The sequence below is a fragment of the Aeromonas sp. SE22 genome (assembly GCF_038739755.1).
Taxonomy (GTDB): Bacteria; Pseudomonadota; Gammaproteobacteria; order Enterobacterales; family Aeromonadaceae; genus Aeromonas; species Aeromonas jandaei.
This window is the reverse complement of record NZ_JBCGFD010000001.1, coordinates 841,221-860,725: the sequence shown is the minus strand read 5'-3', so window position 1 is coordinate 860,725 and position 19,505 is coordinate 841,221. Positions and strand designations below refer to the sequence as shown.

14 protein-coding genes are annotated in these 19,505 nt (G+C 58.5%); 5 read left to right on the top strand and 9 right to left on the bottom strand.

Going from position 1 to position 19,505, the window contains the following annotated elements; translation table 11 throughout:
• Positions 1-11 precede the first annotated feature (11 nt).
• From AAHA39_RS03710 to AAHA39_RS03700, 3 genes are all read left to right on the top strand, one after another.
• Entirely contained in the window at positions 12-4,850 is a 4,839-nt protein-coding gene (locus tag AAHA39_RS03710; protein WP_320654749.1) for an NAD-glutamate dehydrogenase, read from the top strand.
• A gap of 74 nt (positions 4,851-4,924) precedes the next feature.
• A complete protein-coding gene (gene pyrD, locus AAHA39_RS03705; protein ID WP_033113539.1) occupies positions 4,925-5,935 on the top strand; it encodes a quinone-dependent dihydroorotate dehydrogenase in 1,011 nt (336 codons plus the stop codon).
• Positions 5,936-6,024: 89 nt separating this feature from the next.
• Positions 6,025-6,561 (top strand): cell division protein ZapC, encoded by a 537-nt coding sequence (locus AAHA39_RS03700; protein ID WP_201959368.1) that lies wholly within the window; start codon positions 6,025-6,027, stop codon positions 6,559-6,561.
• 241 nt (positions 6,562-6,802) lie between these two features.
• Here AAHA39_RS03700 and AAHA39_RS03695 read toward each other — a convergent pair whose 3' ends face one another.
• From AAHA39_RS03695 to AAHA39_RS03655, 9 genes are all read right to left on the bottom strand, one after another.
• The gene (locus AAHA39_RS03695; RefSeq protein ID WP_320654753.1) at positions 6,803-8,434 is read right to left on the bottom strand and encodes a methyl-accepting chemotaxis protein; all 1,632 of its coding nucleotides are present in this window, start codon (positions 8,432-8,434) and stop codon (positions 6,803-6,805) included.
• A gap of 75 nt (positions 8,435-8,509) precedes the next feature.
• Positions 8,510-9,739: an EAL domain-containing response regulator gene (locus AAHA39_RS03690; RefSeq protein ID WP_320654755.1), complete on the bottom strand. Its 1,230-nt coding sequence runs from the start codon at positions 9,737-9,739 to the stop codon at positions 8,510-8,512.
• Between the two features lie 11 nt (positions 9,740-9,750).
• Positions 9,751-10,821 (bottom strand): protein-glutamate methylesterase/protein-glutamine glutaminase, encoded by a 1,071-nt coding sequence (locus AAHA39_RS03685; RefSeq protein WP_104014820.1) that lies wholly within the window; start codon positions 10,819-10,821, stop codon positions 9,751-9,753.
• Positions 10,818-11,681 (bottom strand): CheR family methyltransferase, encoded by an 864-nt coding sequence (locus AAHA39_RS03680; RefSeq protein WP_209298540.1) that lies wholly within the window; start codon positions 11,679-11,681, stop codon positions 10,818-10,820. The genes AAHA39_RS03685 and AAHA39_RS03680 overlap by 4 nt, the downstream gene beginning before the upstream one ends.
• Positions 11,681-12,214 (bottom strand): chemotaxis protein CheW, encoded by a 534-nt coding sequence (locus tag AAHA39_RS03675; RefSeq protein ID WP_033113544.1) that lies wholly within the window; start codon positions 12,212-12,214, stop codon positions 11,681-11,683. Before AAHA39_RS03675 ends, AAHA39_RS03680 begins: the two co-directional genes overlap by 1 nt.
• Positions 12,215-12,224: 10 nt before the next feature.
• Entirely contained in the window at positions 12,225-13,901 is a 1,677-nt protein-coding gene (locus tag AAHA39_RS03670; protein ID WP_320654763.1) for a methyl-accepting chemotaxis protein, read from the bottom strand.
• Positions 13,902-13,944: 43 nt separating this feature from the next.
• Positions 13,945-16,119, bottom strand: a complete 2,175-nt coding sequence (locus AAHA39_RS03665) for a chemotaxis protein CheA (RefSeq protein ID WP_320654765.1) — start codon at positions 16,117-16,119, stop codon at positions 13,945-13,947.
• A complete protein-coding gene (locus AAHA39_RS03660) occupies positions 16,106-16,426 on the bottom strand; it encodes an STAS domain-containing protein (protein ID WP_320654767.1) in 321 nt (106 codons plus the stop codon). Before AAHA39_RS03660 ends, AAHA39_RS03665 begins: the two co-directional genes overlap by 14 nt.
• A gap of 16 nt (positions 16,427-16,442) precedes the next feature.
• On the bottom strand, positions 16,443-16,811 hold the full coding sequence (locus AAHA39_RS03655; RefSeq protein WP_104014815.1) for a response regulator: 369 nt from the start codon (positions 16,809-16,811) through the stop codon (positions 16,443-16,445).
• A gap of 250 nt (positions 16,812-17,061) precedes the next feature.
• Between AAHA39_RS03655 and rlmKL the strand changes: the two genes are divergently transcribed.
• Complete coding sequence (rlmKL, locus tag AAHA39_RS03650) at positions 17,062-19,239, top strand: bifunctional 23S rRNA (guanine(2069)-N(7))-methyltransferase RlmK/23S rRNA (guanine(2445)-N(2))-methyltransferase RlmL (RefSeq protein ID WP_320654770.1); 2,178 nt, start codon at positions 17,062-17,064, stop codon at positions 19,237-19,239.
• Entirely contained in the window at positions 19,239-19,469 is a 231-nt protein-coding gene (locus AAHA39_RS03645) for a glutaredoxin family protein (protein WP_320654772.1), read from the top strand. Before rlmKL ends, AAHA39_RS03645 begins: the two co-directional genes overlap by 1 nt.
• Positions 19,470-19,505: the final 36 nt, after the last annotated feature.

The window sequence follows — 19,505 nt, the reverse complement described above, 5'->3', positions numbered from 1 at the left end:
GGAATATAAAAATGGCATTGAAAGACGCCCCTACCTCAGTTCTGCTCGAAAACGTTCTCGGCCTGATCCATCAAAAACTGCCCAAGAAGAGTGCCTCTCTGGTCGAATGCTTCGTGGCCAAGTTTTACGGCAACATGGCGAGCTCCGACATGCATGATCGCAACGACAGCGATCTCTATGGCGCGGCGCTTAGCCTCTGGAATGCCCTCAATCAGCGTAGCGGCACCGAACCCTATATCCGGGTCTACAACCCCGAGCTGACTCGCCATGGCTGGCAGTCCCCCCACACTATCGTCGAGGTGATCCTGCAGGATTCCCCCTTCCTGGTGGACTCCATCCGGATGGCGCTCAAGCGTCTCAATATCACCGCCCACATGATGCTGCACCAGCCGCTGCACCTGATCCGCGGCGCAGAGGGCAAGATCAGCGCCATTCTGGATCTCGACAATACCGACGGGCAGACATCGGTCGAAACCGCCTTTCTCATCGAAATCGATCACCTTACCAGCGAAGCGCAGATGGAAGCGCTGGCAGCCGAGCTAAAATCCGTGGCTGGCGAAGTTGCGCTGGCGGTCGGTGACTGGCAGCCGATGCTGGCCAAGCTCAATGAAATTATCGACGAGCTGCCAAAGCGCAACCATCCGGTGAGTCAGGAGGAGGTCAACTCCTGCATCGCGTTTCTCAAATGGGTAGCGGCCCATAACTTCACCCTGATGGGCTATCGCCGCTACGACGTCAAGGCGGTGGAGGGGGATCACGAGATCCTGCCGCAGGCGAACTCCAGCCTCGGGCTGATGAAGAACTCCATCAAGGATGAGGGACAGCGTCTTGGCAATATGCCGGCCAGTGCCCGTCACGCCGCCCTAAGTCAGGATCTGCTGATCCTCACCAAATCCAACAGCAAATCCCGTGTTCATCGCCCGGCCTATGTGGATTACATCGGCATCAAGCGCTTCGACGAGCATGGCAAGGTGGTGGGGGAAGATCGCTTTATCGGTCTGTATGCCTCCTCCATCTACAACACCAGTGCAACCCAGATCCCGCTCATCAGCCACCGTCTCGAGCGCATCATGGCCTCCTCCGGCCATGAGAAGGGCTCCCACGCCTACAAGGCGCTGCTGAACGTGCTGGAAACCTACCCCCGTGACGAGCTGATCCAGGCCCGTGAAGAGGAGCTGCTGGCTACCGGTCTGGGTGTGCTGGAGATGCAGGAGCGGGACATGCTGCGCCTGTTCGTGCGCCGCGATGTCTATGGTCGCTTCTTCTCCTGCATGGTTTATGTCACCAAGGAGCGCTACAACACCGCGCTGCGGATCAAGACCCAGCAGATCCTGCAACAGTATTTCGGCAGCAGCGAAGAGGTGGAGTTCAACGTCTACTTCACCGAGGGCGTGCTGGCACGGACTCACTACATAGTGCGGGTTAACAACAACAACGTGGATGTGGATGTGAACGAAGTACAGAACAACCTGATTGAAGCGGCCCGCAGCTGGGACGACAGACTCGACTCCGTGCTGCTCTCCCACTATGGCGAAGCGCGCGGCAACGAACTGCGCCGTCGTTTCAGCACCGCCTTCCCCCGCGCTTACAAGGAAGATGTGCTGCCGGGCTCTGCCGTGGCCGACATCATGGCGCTCGATAACCTGAGTGAAGCCGAGCCACTCGGCATGCTGTTCTACCGCGCTCAGGAAGAGGAGAACGATCGCCGGGTACGCCTCAAGCTGTTCCACCGCACCGAACCTATCCACCTCTCCGACGTCTTGCCGATGCTGGAGAACATGGGTCTGCGGGTTATTGGCGAGACCCCCTATCAGGTGCGTACTCCGGCGGGCGAGCTGTTCTGGATCCTCGATTTCTCCATGCTGTTGCACAGCGATCAGCCGTTCGATCTGGAGCAGAGCCAGCAGCGCTTCCAGGAAGCCTTCGCTGCCATCTGGAACAAGCAGCTGGAAGATGATGGCTTCAACCGACTGGTGCTGGGTGCAGGTCTCACTGGCCGCCAGGTCTCGGTGCTGCGCGCCTATGCCAAATACATGCGCCAGACTGGAGTCTCCTTCAGCCAGTCCTATATCGAAGAGACCCTGACCCGCTATCCCGATATCGCCGGCCTGCTGTTTGGACTGTTCGAGCAGCGTCTCAATCCGGCCATGCCCCGCCATGCGGAAACCGGGGCCAGACTGCACGAGGAACTTGCCGCCAAGCTGGATCAGGTGGCCAACCTCGATGACGATCGTATCATTCGCCGCTACGTGGAGATGATCGACGCCACCCTGCGCACCAACTACTACCAGCTGGACAAGGCGGGCAACATCAAGCCCTACATCTCCTTCAAGCTGGCGCCGTCCAGCATCACCGACATGCCGCTGCCGCTGCCCAAGTTCGAAATCTTTGTCTACTCACCGCGGGTGGAGGGGGTACACCTGCGCTGGGGCAAGGTAGCCCGTGGTGGCCTGCGCTGGTCCGATCGCAAAGAAGACTTCCGCACTGAAGTACTGGGTCTGGTCAAAGCCCAGCAGGTGAAGAACACTGTCATCGTGCCGGTGGGGGCCAAGGGCGGCTTCTACTGCAAGCAGATGCCGGCGGGGGCCCCTCGCGCCGTCATTCAGGAAGAGGGCAAGGCCTGCTATCGCCTGTTTATCCGCGGTCTGCTCGATGTGACCGACAACATCATCGCCGGCGAGGTGATCCCGCCCAAGGATGTGGTGCGTCACGACGAGGATGACTACTACCTGGTGGTGGCCGCCGACAAGGGGACGGCCACCTTCTCCGATATCGCCAACGAAATCAGCCTGGAGTACGGCCATTGGCTGGGTGACGCGTTCGCTTCCGGCGGTTCGGTCGGTTATGACCACAAGAAGATGGGCATCACCGCCCGCGGCGCCTGGGAGTCGGTCAAGCGCCACTTCCGCGAGCTGGGTATCAACTGCCAGACCACCGATTTTACCTGCGTCGGGATCGGCGACATGGCGGGCGACGTGTTTGGCAACGGCATGCTGCTCTCCGAGCACACCCGACTGGTTGGCGCGTTCAACCACATGCACATCTTCGTCGACCCCAACCCGGATTCGGCAAAGAGCTTTGTTGAACGCAAGCGTCTGTTCGAGCTGCCGACCTCGACCTGGGATGACTACGACAAGAGCCTGATCTCGGCAGGGGGCGGCATCTTCCTGCGCTCGGCCAAGTCCATCAAGCTCACCCCCGAGATGCAGACCCTGCTCGGTACCGACAAGGCCAACATGGCGCCGAACGAGCTGATCAAGGCACTGCTTTGCCTGAATGTCGACCTGCTGTGGAATGGCGGTATCGGCACCTACGTGAAGAGCGCCCGCGAGAGCGACGCCGAGGTCGGTGATCGCAGCAACGATGCACTGCGGGTCAATGGCCGCGATCTGCGTGCCCGCATCGTGGGTGAAGGCGGCAACCTCGGCTTTACCCAGCTTGGCCGGGTGGAGTACGCCAGTCAGGGCGGTCGCATCAATACCGATTTTACCGACAACGTGGGTGGGGTGGACTGCTCCGACAACGAGGTGAACATCAAGATCCTGCTGAACCAGTTGGTGGCAGCCGGGGATATGACTCTCAAGCAGCGTAACCAGATGCTCTACGAGATGACCGATGATGTGGCGCAGATCGTCATCACCAACGCCTATCGCCAGTCCCAGTCCATCTCGGTCACCAGCTTCCGCGGCTCTGAACAACTCAAAGAGCAGCAGCGCTTTATTCAGGGGCTGGAGCGGGAAGGCAAGCTCGACCGTGCGCTGGAGTTCCTGCCATCCGATGAGGAGCTTTCCGAGCGGATGGCGGCAGGGCAGGGGTTGACCCGACCCGAGCTGGCCGTGCTGGTGGCGTATGGCAAGATGGTACTGAAAGAGCAGCTCAACTGCCCGGAAGTGACCGACGAGCCGTTCCTCGCCAACATGCTGGTCACCAGCTTCCCGCCCAAACTGCAGCAGCAGTTTGGTACGGCACTGGCCCAGCATCCGCTGCGTGGCGAGATCATTGCGACCCGGGTAGCCAACATGCTGGTCAACGACATGGGGCTCAACTTCGCCAGCCGGATGAAGGACGAGACCGGAGCCTCGGTTGCCGAAGTGGCATGCTGCTTTGCCATGGCCCGCGAGGTGTTTGGCATGAATCGGCTGTGGCGCGACATCGAAGGGTGCGACAACCTGGTGGGGGCAGAGACCCAGCTCGAGTTGATGTTCTACAGCCGCCGCATTGTGCGCCGCGCTACCCGCTGGTTCCTGCGCGCCCGCAATCGCAGCTGGAGTATCAGCGAGAACATCGCCTTCTTCCGTCCGGCCTTCGAAACCCTGAGCCAGCACCTCTATGAGGTCATGGATGAGAGCGAAGTAGCCGAACACAAGCTGGCAGTGCAGAAGCTGGTGGAGAAACAGGTGCCGGAGGCCATCGCCCGTCAGGTCGCTCATATGAGCAGCCTCTTCTCGACTCTGGATCTGGCCCAGATTGCCGCGGAGCACAAGACCGACATCCTGCGCGCCGCCAACGTCTACTACCGCCTAGGCGCCAAGCTGGATCTGCACTGGTTCCTCGACCAGATCAACCATCAGCCGGTGGGCAACCACTGGCAGGCGATGGCGCGGGCCTCCTTCCGCGAAGATCTGGACTGGCAGCAGCGCAGTCTCACTTCCGTGGTACTGGAAGGGTGCAAAGATCAGGGAGAATGCGCTACCATACTGGCCGACTGGATTTCGGAGCATGAACAACTCTTGTCCCGTTGGACCCATATGTTGGCCGACTTCAAGACCACCAGCACTCACGAGTTCGCCAAGTTCTCGGTGGCCTTGCGAGAGTTGAACCTGCTCCAGTTGAATTGCCGATCACTGTAATTGCCTGAAAGCATAACAGCGGCATAACACCCAAAGCCCCGGCCAGTTGCCGGGGCTTTCTTTAAGGAGCAAAGATGTTGTACCCCATCGCCAGGCATTTCCTGTTCAAACTCAATCCGGAACAGGCTCACGATCTCTCCATGAAATATTTGCCCCGCCTTCTCGGTACGCCACTCGATTGTTTCTTCCGCCAGAATTTGCCGAAACGCCCCGTCACTGTTATGGGGCTTTCTTTTGCCAATCCGGTGGGGTTGGCGGCCGGTCTGGATAAAGATGGGGAGTGTATTGATGCATTGGGGGCCATGGGATTTGGCTTTATCGAGGTAGGTACCGTTACCCCCAGACCGCAAAGTGGCAATGACAAACCGCGCCTGTTCCGGGTTATTCCGGCAGAGGGGATCATCAACCGGATGGGATTCAACAACAAGGGGGTTGATCATCTGGTCGCGCGGGTCAAAGAGGCCAAATATCAGGGTGTAATTGGCATCAATATCGGCAAAAACAAAGATACCCCCATCGAGCAGGGTAAGGATGATTACCTCTTCTGCATGGACAAGGTGTATGACCATGCCGGTTATATCGCCGTCAATATCTCTTCTCCCAACACCCCGGGTTTGCGTTCACTGCAATATGGCGAGGCGCTCGATGAATTGCTCGCCGCGCTGAAAACCCGCCAGCAGGAACTGGCCGCCCAATATAAAAAATATGTGCCGCTGGCGGTAAAAATTGCGCCGGATTTGAGCTTCGAGGAAATAGATCAGGTGGCCGCTTCGCTGGTACGGAATGGTATCGACGGGGTTATCGCCACCAATACCACCCTCGAGCGCGAGATGATTTACGACATGCCTCATGCCGGTGAAGCAGGTGGCCTGAGTGGTCGTCCGCTGCAGCACAAGAGCACCGAGGTGATCCGTCATCTGGCCAAAGCGCTTGATGGGGCTCTGCCAATTATCGGGGTCGGTGGTATTGATAGTGCCATGGCGGCGCGTGAAAAATTGGCTGCCGGAGCCAGTCTGGTACAAATTTATAGCGGTTTTATTTATAAAGGGCCGGGTCTGGTCAAAGAGATTGTGACCAATATTTAAGAAATAGTTGGGGAGCCCTTTATTTGACGTTGCTGATTTCCTGCATATGGAATAAAGTCAACTGGTAATTATCAAGTAAGGGCTCCCGCATGCTTATCCAACCGACCGATAGCTGGCAATGGCACTATGATGCCCAGAATGACCGTCTGATGTTGGACCTGTCTGATAACATGCTATTTGCCACCGAATATAAAGGGCGGCAATTGGTACCCAGTTCATTTACCACCCAGCCTTTTTGTGTCGATGATGCGGCGCTCTATTATCAATTGATGGATAAAGCGGCAGAACTGGCGTGGAGTATTCCTCATCAGGTTCAGTTGGTGCTTAATGCCATCGCAGTGAGCCGTTTTTATAAACCCCTGATGCCACAAAGCTGGTTTTTTGGTGAACAGCACCCGGTTATATCGCCACAAAGCGGCGATCTGGTCTGGATGAATACGCCCCACGGCAGAGGGGAATTTATGGTCATTGAAGCGGGTGACCAGGCGAGTGTTTGCATGAACCTGACTCAGGATTTTGTACTGACAACCAGCAAAACCTTGTCCCGTTTTGGCGTTATCAAGGTGATGAATAACCGGATGACCCCTCGTATTGTCCTGACCGAGCAATATCGTCAGGTCAGCTGAAAGCGGCGCGCTGTCGCCGCCATTCTCAGTTCCATTTATCTGCCTCTATTTCCTCACAGTGTTACCCCGTCATCTGTTTATATTTCAGTTTCCCCGGAGAGTGATGCCGCCGTTGTTTGGCAAATGGCTTGACTGCGTGTCTGGTAATCGAGACGGGGTGTTGCCCAACGTGGAGTTGAAATAAAAAAGTGGCGGGATTGCCCGCCACTTTGTTTGCATCTGATCCTGTTTTGATCCCGCTTTACACCTTGAAGAAGCGGATCCCCTCGTCGAGCTGCTTGATGATGTCGGTCAGCTGGGAGGCATCGTGGTTGACACTCTCGGCGGCCGAGACGTTTTCCAGCGACATCTGGGTGATCTCCTCGACCGACTGGGCGATCAGCTGGCTGGCTGCCGCCTGCTCATGCAGCATGGAACTGATCTCCTGAATAAGGCCCACTACCTTGCGGGAGCTCTGATCGACCTGCGCCATGGTGTGGCTGGAGTTGTCGGTAGTCTCGCGTACCGTGCCCATGCTGTCGGAGCAGGCGTTCATTCCCTTGACCGCGCCGGTTGCACCCTGCTGGATTGACTGGAGCATCTCGTTGATCTCCTGGGTGGCCTGCGTGGTGCGGGCTGCCAGCGTACGCACCTCATCGGCAACGACCGCAAAGCCGCGGCCCATGTCGCCAGCCCGGGCAGCCTCGATAGCCGCGTTGAGCGCCAGCAGGTTGGTCTGATCGGCGACCCCCTGGATCATCACCGAGATCTGGCTGATGCGAGTGATGTCATCAAACAATCCCTGTACCTGTTTGGCGGAATCGTTGACCGCATTGGTCACGCGCACCACCTCCTGCGACGCCCGCTTGACCTGCTCCTCACCGGCATGAGCGATTTCACCGGACTCCATGACCACGCTGTTGGCCTGATTGGCAAAGGAGGAGAGCTGGGAGACCGAGGTGGTCAGCTCTTCAACCGATGCAGCTGTATTGGCGGTCGCCAGCGACTGTTGCTGGGAGCTGGTGTTGACTTGCTGCGCTGCGGCAACCAGCTGGGAGGAGCTGGCCGTGAGTCCTTCGGCGGCTTGCTGCATGGTGGATACGATGTTGCGCAGGCTGCGGCGGGCGTTGCCCATGGAGATCTGCATCTGGGTGATCTCGTCTTGCCCGTCACGATTATCACTGCCAGTGAGATAACCGGCGGCCAATTGTTTCAATTCTTCCATGATGTTGCCAAGCGGCAGGTTGATGCTCTGGCTAAGCAGCCAGCCAAGCACTACCGAGAGGGCGACTGATATTGTGATGATGGTGTAGGTTGCAGTGGAGATATCGGCAACGATCACGTCGCTATCGTCATAGGCTTGTTTAGCCAGCCCCTGGTTGATATCCACCAGCTTGCTGAGCAGGTCATCAGCGACCTGAAAGGTCGCAGCTGCTTCACCCTTCATCAATTTGACCGCGCCGTCGTTATCATTGGCGTAGCTGGCGGCCATCGCTTTTTTTGCCGCCTCTTTGTAGAGGGACCAGGCGCGATCAAAATCGGCCAGCACCACTTTTTCCGGTTCGGTCAGCTCGGTTGCGCGATATTTGTTGAGCAGCTCGTTCATCTTCTGCTCGTAGCCATCCATTTTACTGGAGATGGCATCCATACCCGGTTTGGTTGGCTCAATCACATAATCAAACAGCGATCGGTTGTGATAAATAGCCTGCATATTGGTGTTGGCAATTTCCTGTATCGGAACCAACATGTTGAGATACATGTCATTCAACATGTCGTTGACGGTCGAGGTATTTTGCTTGCCGTAAAACCCCACCCCGATCAGGAGCAGGTTGACGAGCAAAAAGGCGAGCATCAGCCGCATTTTTATCGATACAAGACGGATCAGATTTATCATATATAGCCTCATGCTGATGTATTTGCATTCCATGCCGAAATTACACGACACCTTAAATTTACGTTATTTTCCCAATCAGGGTTGGTCTGCCGGATAAATAGCGTTTTTTGCCTGCCATTCGCCGAACCAGTGTGCAATCTGTTCAACCGGCAGCGGGCGACTGATGTAATAGCCCTGGGCCAAATCACACCCCAGCAAGGCCAGCTGATCCCAATCCTCTTCGCTCTCAACTCCCTCAGCGACGGTTTTGAGCCCCAGTTTTTGGCTCATCACAATGGCGGAGGTGAGGATGGCCAGCTTCTTGGGGCTGGTATGGGCATCGTGGACAAACTCCTTGTCTATCTTGATTTCGGTAAACGGGCAGCGGGACAGCTGTTTCATCGAGGAGTAGCCGGTGCCGTAATCGTCCATTGCCACACCGAAGCCACGCAGCCGCAGGCGGGCGAGGGTACCGAGCGACACGGCGAGGTTGGACATGAAGGTGGTCTCGGTGACTTCGATGATAATGGCCTGACAGGGCAGGCGATGGCCCTGCACGACCTCCACCATGGTTTCCACCAGCTTGTCGGTCGTCAGTAGCGAGACCGGCAGGTTGATGGAGCAGCTAAGCTGGCCGGTCTGCAGAGTGAGCTTGTTGAGTGCCTCGCAGGTGGCTTGCAGGAAGGCGTAGAAAAAATCGAGTGCCAGCGACCCCTCTTCCAGATGATGAACGAAACAGATCGGAGGCAGGGTGCCATGTTCGGGGTGATGCCAGCGCACCAGCGCCTCAAAGCCATAGAGGCTGGCATCGCTCATGTTGATCTTGGGCTGCAAAAAGGGAACCAGCTGGCCTTGCTCCAGAGCATGGCGGACATCGTCGCTGGTGAAGGTGAGCTGCATCCATTTGTTGTTTTCCCGATGGATCCGCGGATCGCAGTGCTGCAGCATGTTGCGCAGATCCTGGGTTCTGAGCGGTTTGGCCAGTACGCCGATCACCTCCAGCGTGCCGGCATCGGCGATGGAGTGGATCACATCCAGTACATCCCGATCCACGGCGCTCATCACGGCGACAAACATCTGATAGCCGGTGTGCTTCTCCAGCTGGCTGATGAGCTCGACCCCATCCATTCCCGGCATGTTGAGATCGGTCAGCAGCAGATCGACATGCTCCAGTTGCTGCAGCTTGTTGAGGGCATCCTGACCATCGCAGGCGAGATGGATCTGGCCAAAGCCCAGATCTTGCAGCAGACAGGTCACCTCATACTGCTGGGTACGGGAGTCATCGACCACCAGGGCGCTGCGGCCCTGCCATTGTTCTAGGGACATGGTGGTTCCTCTCAATCGGGACGGCCAAGCGTCTGGGTTATCTGGGCAAGGGACATCACTTCATCGATCCCGCCATGGGCGATTGCCTCTTTGGGCATGCCAAAGACCACACAGCTCGCCTCATCCTGCGCGATGGTGCGAGCGCCGGTGTCATGCAATTCGCGCATACCGCGGGCGCCATCATCCCCCATGCCGGTCATGATGACCCCAAGGGCGTTATGACCGGCACTGACCGCCACCGAGCGAAACAGCACATCGACCGAGGGACAGTGACGAGAGACGGGGGGGCCCTCTTTCACCTCAGCCAGATATTGGGTGCCGCTGCGCTGGATCAGCAGATGTTTGCCACCGGGGGCGATCAGCGCCACCCCGGGCAGCAGGCGATCGCCGGTGGCCGCCTCCTTGACTTCGATCTTGGAAAGGCCGTTCAAGCGCTCCGCAAACGAGGCGGTAAAGCGCCCCGGCATATGCTGCACGATGGCGAGCCCCGGGCAGGTGACCGGCAGTCTGGTCAGCAGATACTCAAGGGCCTGGGTGCCGCCGGTGGAGGTGCCAAGGGCGATGATCCGGTCGGTAGTGCGAAATTTGACCCGCTCCGGCGGGGGCGAGAGCATGGCATCGGCGGTGCGCTTGGGAGGGGGAGTAAAACCGGGTTGCTGGTGGTCTGGCAGCAGGTTGCGCAGCTTGGCGTTGACGGCGGTACGGATCTCCTGAATCAACTCGTTGGCCGATTGCTGCAGGAAGCTTTTGATGCCGACCGCGGGCTTGGTGATGATGGAGATGGCTCCGGCAGCCATGGCATCCAGGGTAATGGTGGCCCCCTCTTCGGTCAGTGAGGAGCAGATGATGACCGGCGTTGGGCGTTCGCTCATGATCTTGCGCAGAAAGGTGAGACCATCCATGCGAGGCATTTCGATATCGAGAATGATCACATCCGGCCAGCTCTTCTTCATCTGCTGCATGGCGAAGATGGGATCGAATGCCGCCCCCATCACTTCGATATCGGCGGCCTTGCCCAGCATCTGGGTCAGCACTTCCCGCACCAGTGCCGAGTCGTCAACGATCAATACCCGTATGGTCATGTTTCATCCTTGAAAAGCTGAGGTTGGCAGCGATAGCGCGAAGGGGCCTCCTGCACCAGTGGCAGATCCTGCTGACGGATGATCTCCGAATGGCCGACCAGCAGATAACCACCGGGCCTGAGCAGCTCACACAATTGGGAGAGCACCTGGCCTTTGGTCTCTTCGTTGAAGTAGATAAGCACATTGCGCAAAAAGATGACGTCGAACTCCCGCTCGATAAAGTTGCCACAGGTGAGCAGGTTGAGGTTGGAGAATGACACTTTTCTCGCCAGCTCGGGTCTCACCCGCACCTTACCCGCATATTCGTCGTGACCGCGCTGGAAATAGCGCATCCAGAGGTGGGGCGGGACATGCTGGGCCCGCTCCACGGCATAGATGGCACGTTGGGCAAAGGGGATCACCCGGGTGTTGATGTCGGTGCCGTAGATCCGCCAGCGCTCGTTGATACCGAGCTGTTCGGCCAGCACCATGGCGGCGGAGTAGGCCTCCTCGCCGGTGGAGCAGGCGGCAGACCAGACCCGCAGTGGTTGATGGCGACTAGCGAACAGTTGTTCGGCATGGTGTTTGAGCCAGCTGAAGTGCTGTGCCTCGCGGAAAAAATAGGTTTCGTTGGTAGAGAGCAGGTTGATGGCGAGCTGTCGCTCCTGCACATTCTGTGGCTGGTTGATCCGCTCCCAGTAGCCGTAGTAGCTGGTGAGATTGAGCGCCCGCAGCCGCTTGGCGAGGCGGGATTGCACCAGCGCCCGCTTGCAGGGAGCGAGATCGATGCCGGCGGCGGTGAAGATAAAGCGCCGGAACAGTTCGAACTCTCTTTGGGTGAGCACCGGCCCCTGATCCGGGGTGGTGAGGGATGCCGCCACTAATAGCCCCCTTGCTCGCTGTTGAAGAGCTGGCTGGTGGTGGCCTCGGCCATGGCGCTCAGCTCGGCAATGGAGAGCGCCTTGTGCATGTCGAGCAGAATGGCGAACTGCTGGGCGATGGTGACTACCCCCTGGATGAAGTCGCCGCGAATATGGGCGCCAAAGGTCGGGGCCGGCTCTATGGTGTCGGTGGCAATCTCCAGCACCTCGCAGACGGAGTCGAGCAACATGCCGATCTCCTGCTCTTCGCCATTGCTGTTGGGCAGCGAAAGGATTGCGACACAGGTGGTGGGCTGGATCGGGGTCTGCCCCCGGCCAAAGCGGATCGAGAGGTCGATGACCGGCACCACGGCGCCCCGCAGGTTGATGATCCCCCTGACAAAGCGCGGCATCATGGGCACCGGCGTCATCCCCTCGAACTCGATGATCTCGCGGATGCAGCCGATATCGACCCCGTAGAGCTCCCCTCCCAGCATGAAGGTCACGCAGTGGAAGTGGGAGGTGACAGTATCAGGGGCATGTGTTGTGCGCATTGGGCTGCTCCTAATAGTTGCTGAACTTGCCATCGTCTACTTCCCGCTCCAGATCGTCGTCATGGTGCAGGTGCTGGCTCAGTGTGCTCTTTTTCGGGATAACCGGTCTGGCACTGTAACCGGCAGCATGAAACTGGGTGGGCTGACGGTTGTTGCCGCCGCGCAGGGTGAATTGCTGCATCAGCTCTTGCAGCTGCAAAGCGGTGGAGCTCAGCTCTTCCGAGGTCGAACTGAGCTCCTCGGCCGAGGCGGCAGAGGCCTGCATGCCATCACTGATCTGGGTCACCGCAATATTGATCTGGGAGACGCTGGCTCGCTGCTCACGGGAGGCCGATGCGATCTCCTGCACCAGAGTGGCAGTCTGATCGATCCCCGGCAGCATCTCCCGCAGCAGGGTGCCAGCCTGTTCGGCAACGCTGACCGAGCGGCCAGCCAGCTCGCCAATCTCCTTGGCGGCATTTTGCGAGCGCTCCGCCAGTTTGCGCACCTCGGCCGCCACGGTGGCAAAACCCTTGCCGTGTTCACCGGCGCGGGCCGCCTCAATGGCGGCGTTGATGGCCAGCAGATCGGTCTTGTTGGCGATGTCGTTGATGACGGTGATGCGCGAGGCGATCTCCTTCATGGCGTGAACCATCTCGCCCACCGCCTTGCCGCTTTCGGTGGCACTGCTGGCCGCCTTGGTGGAGATGTTCTCGGTGACCTTGGCATTGTCAGCGTTCTGGCTGACGGTGGCCGCCATCTCCTCGACGGAGGCGCTGGTCTGCTCGACGCTGGAGGCCAGTTCGGAGGAGGTTTGCGACAGCGAGTTGGCGGTGGCGGCGACCTGTTCAGAAGCCGAGCCGATGGCTTCCGACATGGCACCCACCTCGTTGAGAATATCGGAGAGGCGATGGGCCATGCTCTTGATGGCAAAGAGCAGGCTGCTGCTGTCATCGCTGCGCAGCTTGACCGGAGTCGAGAGATCCCCGGCGGCGACACGGGAAACCACCTGCACGGTATAGGAGGGATCGCCACCCAGCTGACGCAGGATGCTGCGGGTGACCAGCATGGCCAGAACCAGACAGATAACGAAGGCGGAGCAGGAGATGAGGATCAGCAGGCTCAGGTTGTCCTGATAGATATCTTCACTCTCTTTTAACGACTGGGTGGCTAGGCGGTCATTGATATTGACCAGCTCGGTCAGCAGATCATCTGACTTGTCGAAGGCTGGGCGGCCTTGTTCGGCCATGATCTGGGTTGCTCTCTGGTTGTTGACATTATCGCCGGTGTCCGACTGCGCGGTGCGCATGATGATATCGGCATAGGACTTGTAGGTGACCCAGGATTGGTCAAAGCGCGCCAGCGCATCGATTTCAGGTTGGGTCAGATAGGTTTTGCGATAGGCATCGAGCAGTTTGTTGAGCTGACTCTCGTAACGCAGGATGTTGCCTGCATTGAGCTTTCTGGTCTCCTCCTTGGTCTCCAGCACGTAGCGGTATAGAGCACGGTTCATGTAGATCGCCTGCATGTTGGCGTTGGCCAGATCCCGAATGGGCACCAGTTGGTTGGCATGCATGCTTCTGACAAGCAGTGCCATCGTTTTGGTGGAGTAGTAGCTGGTGACGGTCAAGGTCACCAGCAGCACCATCAAAACGGAAAATGAGAGCACCAGTTTTGTTCTGACTTGCAAGTTGTGAAACCAGTCCATGGTTTTGACTCCGTTAAAGCGGTTGATAACAGTATGTGGTCAATCAGGTTCGGCTGCCGGAGTGGGTATCGGCATGCTGATGGATCAAGTGCAACTCCCGTCGTCTGGCCAGCTCGATAAGCTGTGGTACATCAAGAATGAGGGCCGGCTGGCCATTGCCCAAAATGGTTGAACCGCTGACATATCGCAGCGTCCTGAACAGCTCTCCGAGTGGTTTGATCACCGCCTGCACTTCGCCAATCAGGCGATCCACCACAATGCCGGCGCGGTTGTCGGCATAGTCGACGATAACGACAAACTCGGGCTCGTCGGCGGGGGGAAGGGCAAACAGCTCGCGCAGCACGATAAAGGGCACCCACTCGCCGCGGATATTGATCTGGCGCGAGGGGGTATCGAGGGCATCCGGCGGCAGATCAATGCACTCGAGCATCATGTCGAGGGGGATCACCAGAGAGGAGTGATCCACCTCAATGCGAAAACCGTCGATGATGGCGAGGGTTAACGGGAGACGCAGGCGGAAGGTTGTGCCGCGGCCAGGATGGCTCTCGATAGTGGTCTCGCCCCGCAGGGACTCCAGATTGCGTTTAACTACATCGAGCCCGACACCGCGACCCGAAAGATCGCTGACACCGCTGGCGGTTGAGAAGCCGGGTTGGAACAGGAACTGGAATATCTCCTGCTCGCTCAGGACTTTTCCCTCCTGAGCCATGCCCATCGTCTGGGCCTTGGCCAGGATCTTGTCGCGATCGATGCCGCGACCATCGTCGCTCACTTCAACCACTACGGCGCCTGCGTCGTGATAAGCGTTCAGGGTGATCACGCCGCCAGCCGCCTTGCCAGCCTCAAGGCGCTGCGCCTCATCCTCGATGCCGTGATCGACGGCGTTGCGCACCAGATGCATCAGGGGATCGGTCAGCTTCTCGACCATGGATTTGTCGATATCGGTTTCGGCGTTGTTGATGTGCAGGCTGATGTTCTTGCCGGTCTGCTGGGAGAGTTCGTGCACCAGCCTCGGAAAGCGGTTGAAGATCTCGTTGATTGGCACCATGCGCAGGGTAAGGGCGTCATCGCGGATCCCCTCGACCAGGGTATTGACTGCGGCCACCGACTCGACCAGCTCGGCATCTCCTCGCAATCTGGCCTGCAGGGTTGTCGCTGAGGTGGCGATCACCAGTTCGCCGACCCGGTTGATCAGCCTGTCGAGCTTCGCCGCCTCAATACGAATGTAGTGCCCTTCACTACGCAGCGGGGCGGGCTTGGGCTGAGGTGTTACCGGCAGTTCCGGTTCTGGCTGCGTAGGTTGTGAAAATGATGCTGAAGGGGCGGCGGATGCGCTGTCTGGTTCGCTGGTTTGGCTACGGCGATAGTCGCCCCGTTCAATGGCGGCAGCCTCTTCACGGCTCAGGACGTCAGCAGCCTCCCAGCGGGCAAGCTGGGCCGTCAGTGGTTCGTTGCGCCACTGGGCCAGCCGTTCACCTTGCGCAGCAAACCCGGCGAGATCCTGATGAGGCGTCAGCAGGCAGATGATGCTGGCATGAGCCACAAAATCGAAGGTACTGCGGATCCGCTCGGGGGATTCAGCACTGCGCAGGCCAATTTCATAGCCAAAGAAACATTCGGTCGGATCGAGCAGCTGTAGGGGAGGCCATTCGTGCCAGACCGGTTCGATGAAGACGATCTCGCCCAGATTGCCGAGATAGCGGATAAAGGCCAGCAGGTCGAAGCCATCCTGATAGAGCGAGGGATAAAAACGCACAGAGAGATGCCAGCGCTTGAGATCCTGTGAAGGGAGTACGTTTTGTGGCGGCACTACGACCGGTTGGGTTGGCAAACTTTGATGGCCCTGCAGTTGGGAAAGCAGGGCCAGGATCTGCTGGGTTTCGGTCTGCGGCAGCTCGGGGTTGTGCTCGGCCCCCTGCAGCAGATCGCGCAGCTGATCATTGCAGGCCAGCAGCAGGTTGATCAGATGCTCATCGAGCTGCAACTCGCCGCTGCGAAGCCGTGCCAGCATGTTCTCCATGGCGTGGGCGAAGCGTACCAGCATGGTGAGGCCCAGCATGCTGGCTGAACCCTTGATGGTGTGGGCGGTACGAAACATCAGATTGTAGGTTTCGGGATTGGCCGGGTAGCTTTCGCGATCAAGGAGCGCCTGCTCCAGATGATCACACTGCTCGTAGGCCTCCTCGAAAAAGAGGGTGCGCGCTTTATTTACGTCCATCTGGCCCCTCCGCTCTGGTCAGGGACGAAAGCAACCCGAGCTGGCCCAGCGCCAGTTCGGCTTCACTGCCATCTCCCGTCTTGATCCGCAGCCGCTTGCCTTGGGTATTTGCTTCTTGCTGGAGGAGGGCGACAAGCTGCGCGCCGCAGCTATCGAGCGCTTCAAGCTGGCTCAAATCCAGCAAGGCAGCAGGAAAGTTGAGCAGACCGAAGAGATCGTCTTGCAGCTCTGCCACCGTCATGATGGTGAACTCCCCCGTGAGAATGGCAGTCGGAGGGGCGTGCATAATATCCAGTTCAAAACTCATACCTTGTGCTCCCGTATCATGGTTGCACCACCTTGTAGACATCATCGATAAGCTTCAGCGGCTCGAATGGCTTGGTCAGCCAGACACGGGCGCCGGCATCGAACCCCTCCTGGCGGATCTCGGGCGAGTCTTCCGTCGTCAGCATGATGAACGGGATATAGCGGGTGGTTGTCTGTGCCTTGAGATGGCGCAGCAGTGTCATCCCGTCCATGCCCGGCATGTTGAGATCGGAGATGATGAGATGTACCCGCTGGCCATCGAGGCGGGAGAGGGCCGCGTTGCCATCATCCGCTTCGAGCACGCTAAAACCGGCGCTTTGCAGCGTCATGGTAATGGTGGCTCTGATGCTGGCGGAGTCTTCTACAACAAGGATGGTTTTGGTCATAAGGGTGACTCGTTCACTGGCGTTATTTGTATCCGGGTGACATGGGTCGAGGCTTCCTAATTGTTGTCCAATAAGTTGATGTGTGTGGATTTTTTAAAACTGGATCGACGTGTGCAGGAGAAAAATCGGGGAAGGGGGGGACTGACGGTTTTTAAGGTACTACGGAAAGGGTTCAATAGGCGCTTGTTACGCCGTATCTCCTGTCATTGTCAGCCACTTTTGCATGCTCAGAGTGACCTGATGAGGTATAATGCGGGACTATTTTTATGGGTTCCCCGTGAGCGTGATGAAAGAATTTTTTGCAACCTGCCCCAAGGGGCTGGAAAACCTGTTGGCCGACGAGCTGACCAATCTGGGTGCAGAGCAGGTCCGTGAGACCGTGGCTGGCGTCCACTTCAAAGGCGAACTGGCGGTGGGCTACAAGGCCTGTCTCTGGAGCCGTCTGGCTTCCCGCATCGTACTGGTGCTCTCCGAGTTCCAGATGAACGACGATCTGGATCTCTATCTGGGTGCGCATACCATCCCCTGGGAAGAGCACTTCTCCGGCACCGCCACCATTGCGGTGGACTTTACCGGTACCAACGCCTCCATTCGCAATACCCAATATGGCGCCCTGAAGATCAAGGATGCCATCGTCGATCGCTTTACCAAGCGCGGTCATGTGCGCCCGGACGTGGACAAGAAATCGCCGGACATTCGCATCATGGCGCATCTGGGCAAAGGCAAGGCCAATATCACGCTGGACTTGTCAGGCCCGGCGCTGCATCAGCGTTTCTATCGTCAGGGCACAGGTGAAGCACCGCTCAAAGAGAACTTGGCGGTCGCCATGATTGCTCGTAGCGGTTGGGCCGGCGAGCCCATGATGGATCCGATGTGCGGCTCCGGTACGCTGCTGATTGAAGCGGCCTTTATCGCTGCCGACATGGCGCCGGCGCTGCGCCGTGAGCGCTTCGGTTTTGATCGCTGGCTGCAACACGATAGCGAGCTGTGGCAAAGCCTGATGATGGAAGCGCAAGTGCGAGCCAAACGCGGCATGCAGCGCTGCGAGGTGAAACTGTTTGGTTGTGATGCCGATTCGCGCGTGCTGCTCAAAGCCCGTGATAACGCCAAAGCCGCCGATGTCGCCCATCTCATCACCTTCAAGCAGGCCGATGTCACCAAGCTGGAAAACCCGCTGCCGATGCCGGCTGTGGAAGGGGAGGCTCGTCAGGTCGGTATGCTCATCTCCAACCCGCCCTACGGCGAGCGTCTTGGCGAATTCCCGGCCCTGCTGGAAGTGCATCAGGCCCTCGGCGATGCCCTGCGTCGCAGCTTCCAGGGGTGGAGAGTCTCCATTCTGTCCGCATCTCCCGAGCTGCTCAGCTGTCTGCGCCTGCGCGCGGACAAGCAATATCGCCTGTTCAACGGTGCCCTTGAGTGTCAGCTGCGTAACTACCAGATCGCGCTCGATGCCGTCGCCTCGCAAAAAGAGGTGGCGCAGGACTTTGCCAACCGTCTGCGCAAGAATCTGAAGGCGCTCGAGAAGTGGGCCAAGAAAGAGAATCTCGACTGCTACCGTCTCTACGACGCAGACCTGCCTGAGTACAACGCCGCCATCGACCGCTATCAGGACTATCTGGTGGTGCAGGAGTACGCGGCGCCCAAGGATATCCCCGCCCAGAAGACCCGTCAGCGTCTGCTCGACATGGTGCAGGCCGCCATCAAGGTGACCGGCATGGACGGCGAGAAGGTGATCCTGAAAGTGCGCGAGCGTCAGGAGGGCAAGCAGCAGTACCAGAAGCTCTCCGAAGAGCAGCACCGGATGGAAGTGCAGGAGTATGGGGCCCGTCTGTGGGTCAACCTCTACGACTACCTCGATACCGGTCTGTTCCTTGACCACCGTCAGACCCGCCGCATGCTGGGTCAGATGGCCAAGGGCAAGCGCTTCCTGAACCTGTTTGCCTACACCGGCAGTGCCACCGTGCACGCGGGTCTTGGCGGTGCAAGCGAAACCACCACAGTGGATATGTCGCGCACCTACCTCAACTGGGCTCAGGACAACATGCGCCTCAACTCGCTGGTGGGCCGTCAGCACAAGTTTGTCCAGGCCGACTGCCTGAAGTGGCTGTCGGAAGCGGACGAGCAGTACGACCTCATCTTTATCGATCCGCCCACCTTCTCCAACTCCAAGCGGATGGACGAGAGCTTCGACGTGCAGCGCGATCACCTGCTGCTGATGCAGCACCTGAAGCGGTTGCTGGCTGCTGGCGGCACCCTGGTCTTCTCCAACAACAAGCGCCACTTCAAGATGGATCTGGCCGGTCTTGAGGCCATCGGTCTCAAGGCACAGAACATCACCGGCAAGACCCGGCCCAAGGATTTCGAGCGCAACCAGCACATCCACAACTGCTGGATCATCACCCATGCCGATAGCGGGGCTGAGGCCTGATGCTGACCCTGTTTCACACCGACGGTTGCCACCTGTGCGAACAGGCGTGGGCGCTGGTGGAGGAGGCGGGGGCAGGCGATGTGACCCGCCGCTGCGACATCATGGACGATGCTGGCTGGCTTGAGGCTTATCGGGTGCGAATCCCGGTGCTGCGGGACGAGGTTGGCCGCGAGCTGGGCTGGCCCTTCACGCTGGTGGAGCTCAAGGGCTGGCTCGCTCGTCAGGGCTGATTTGTGATTTGACGATGAAACGGGGGCAGACCCAGT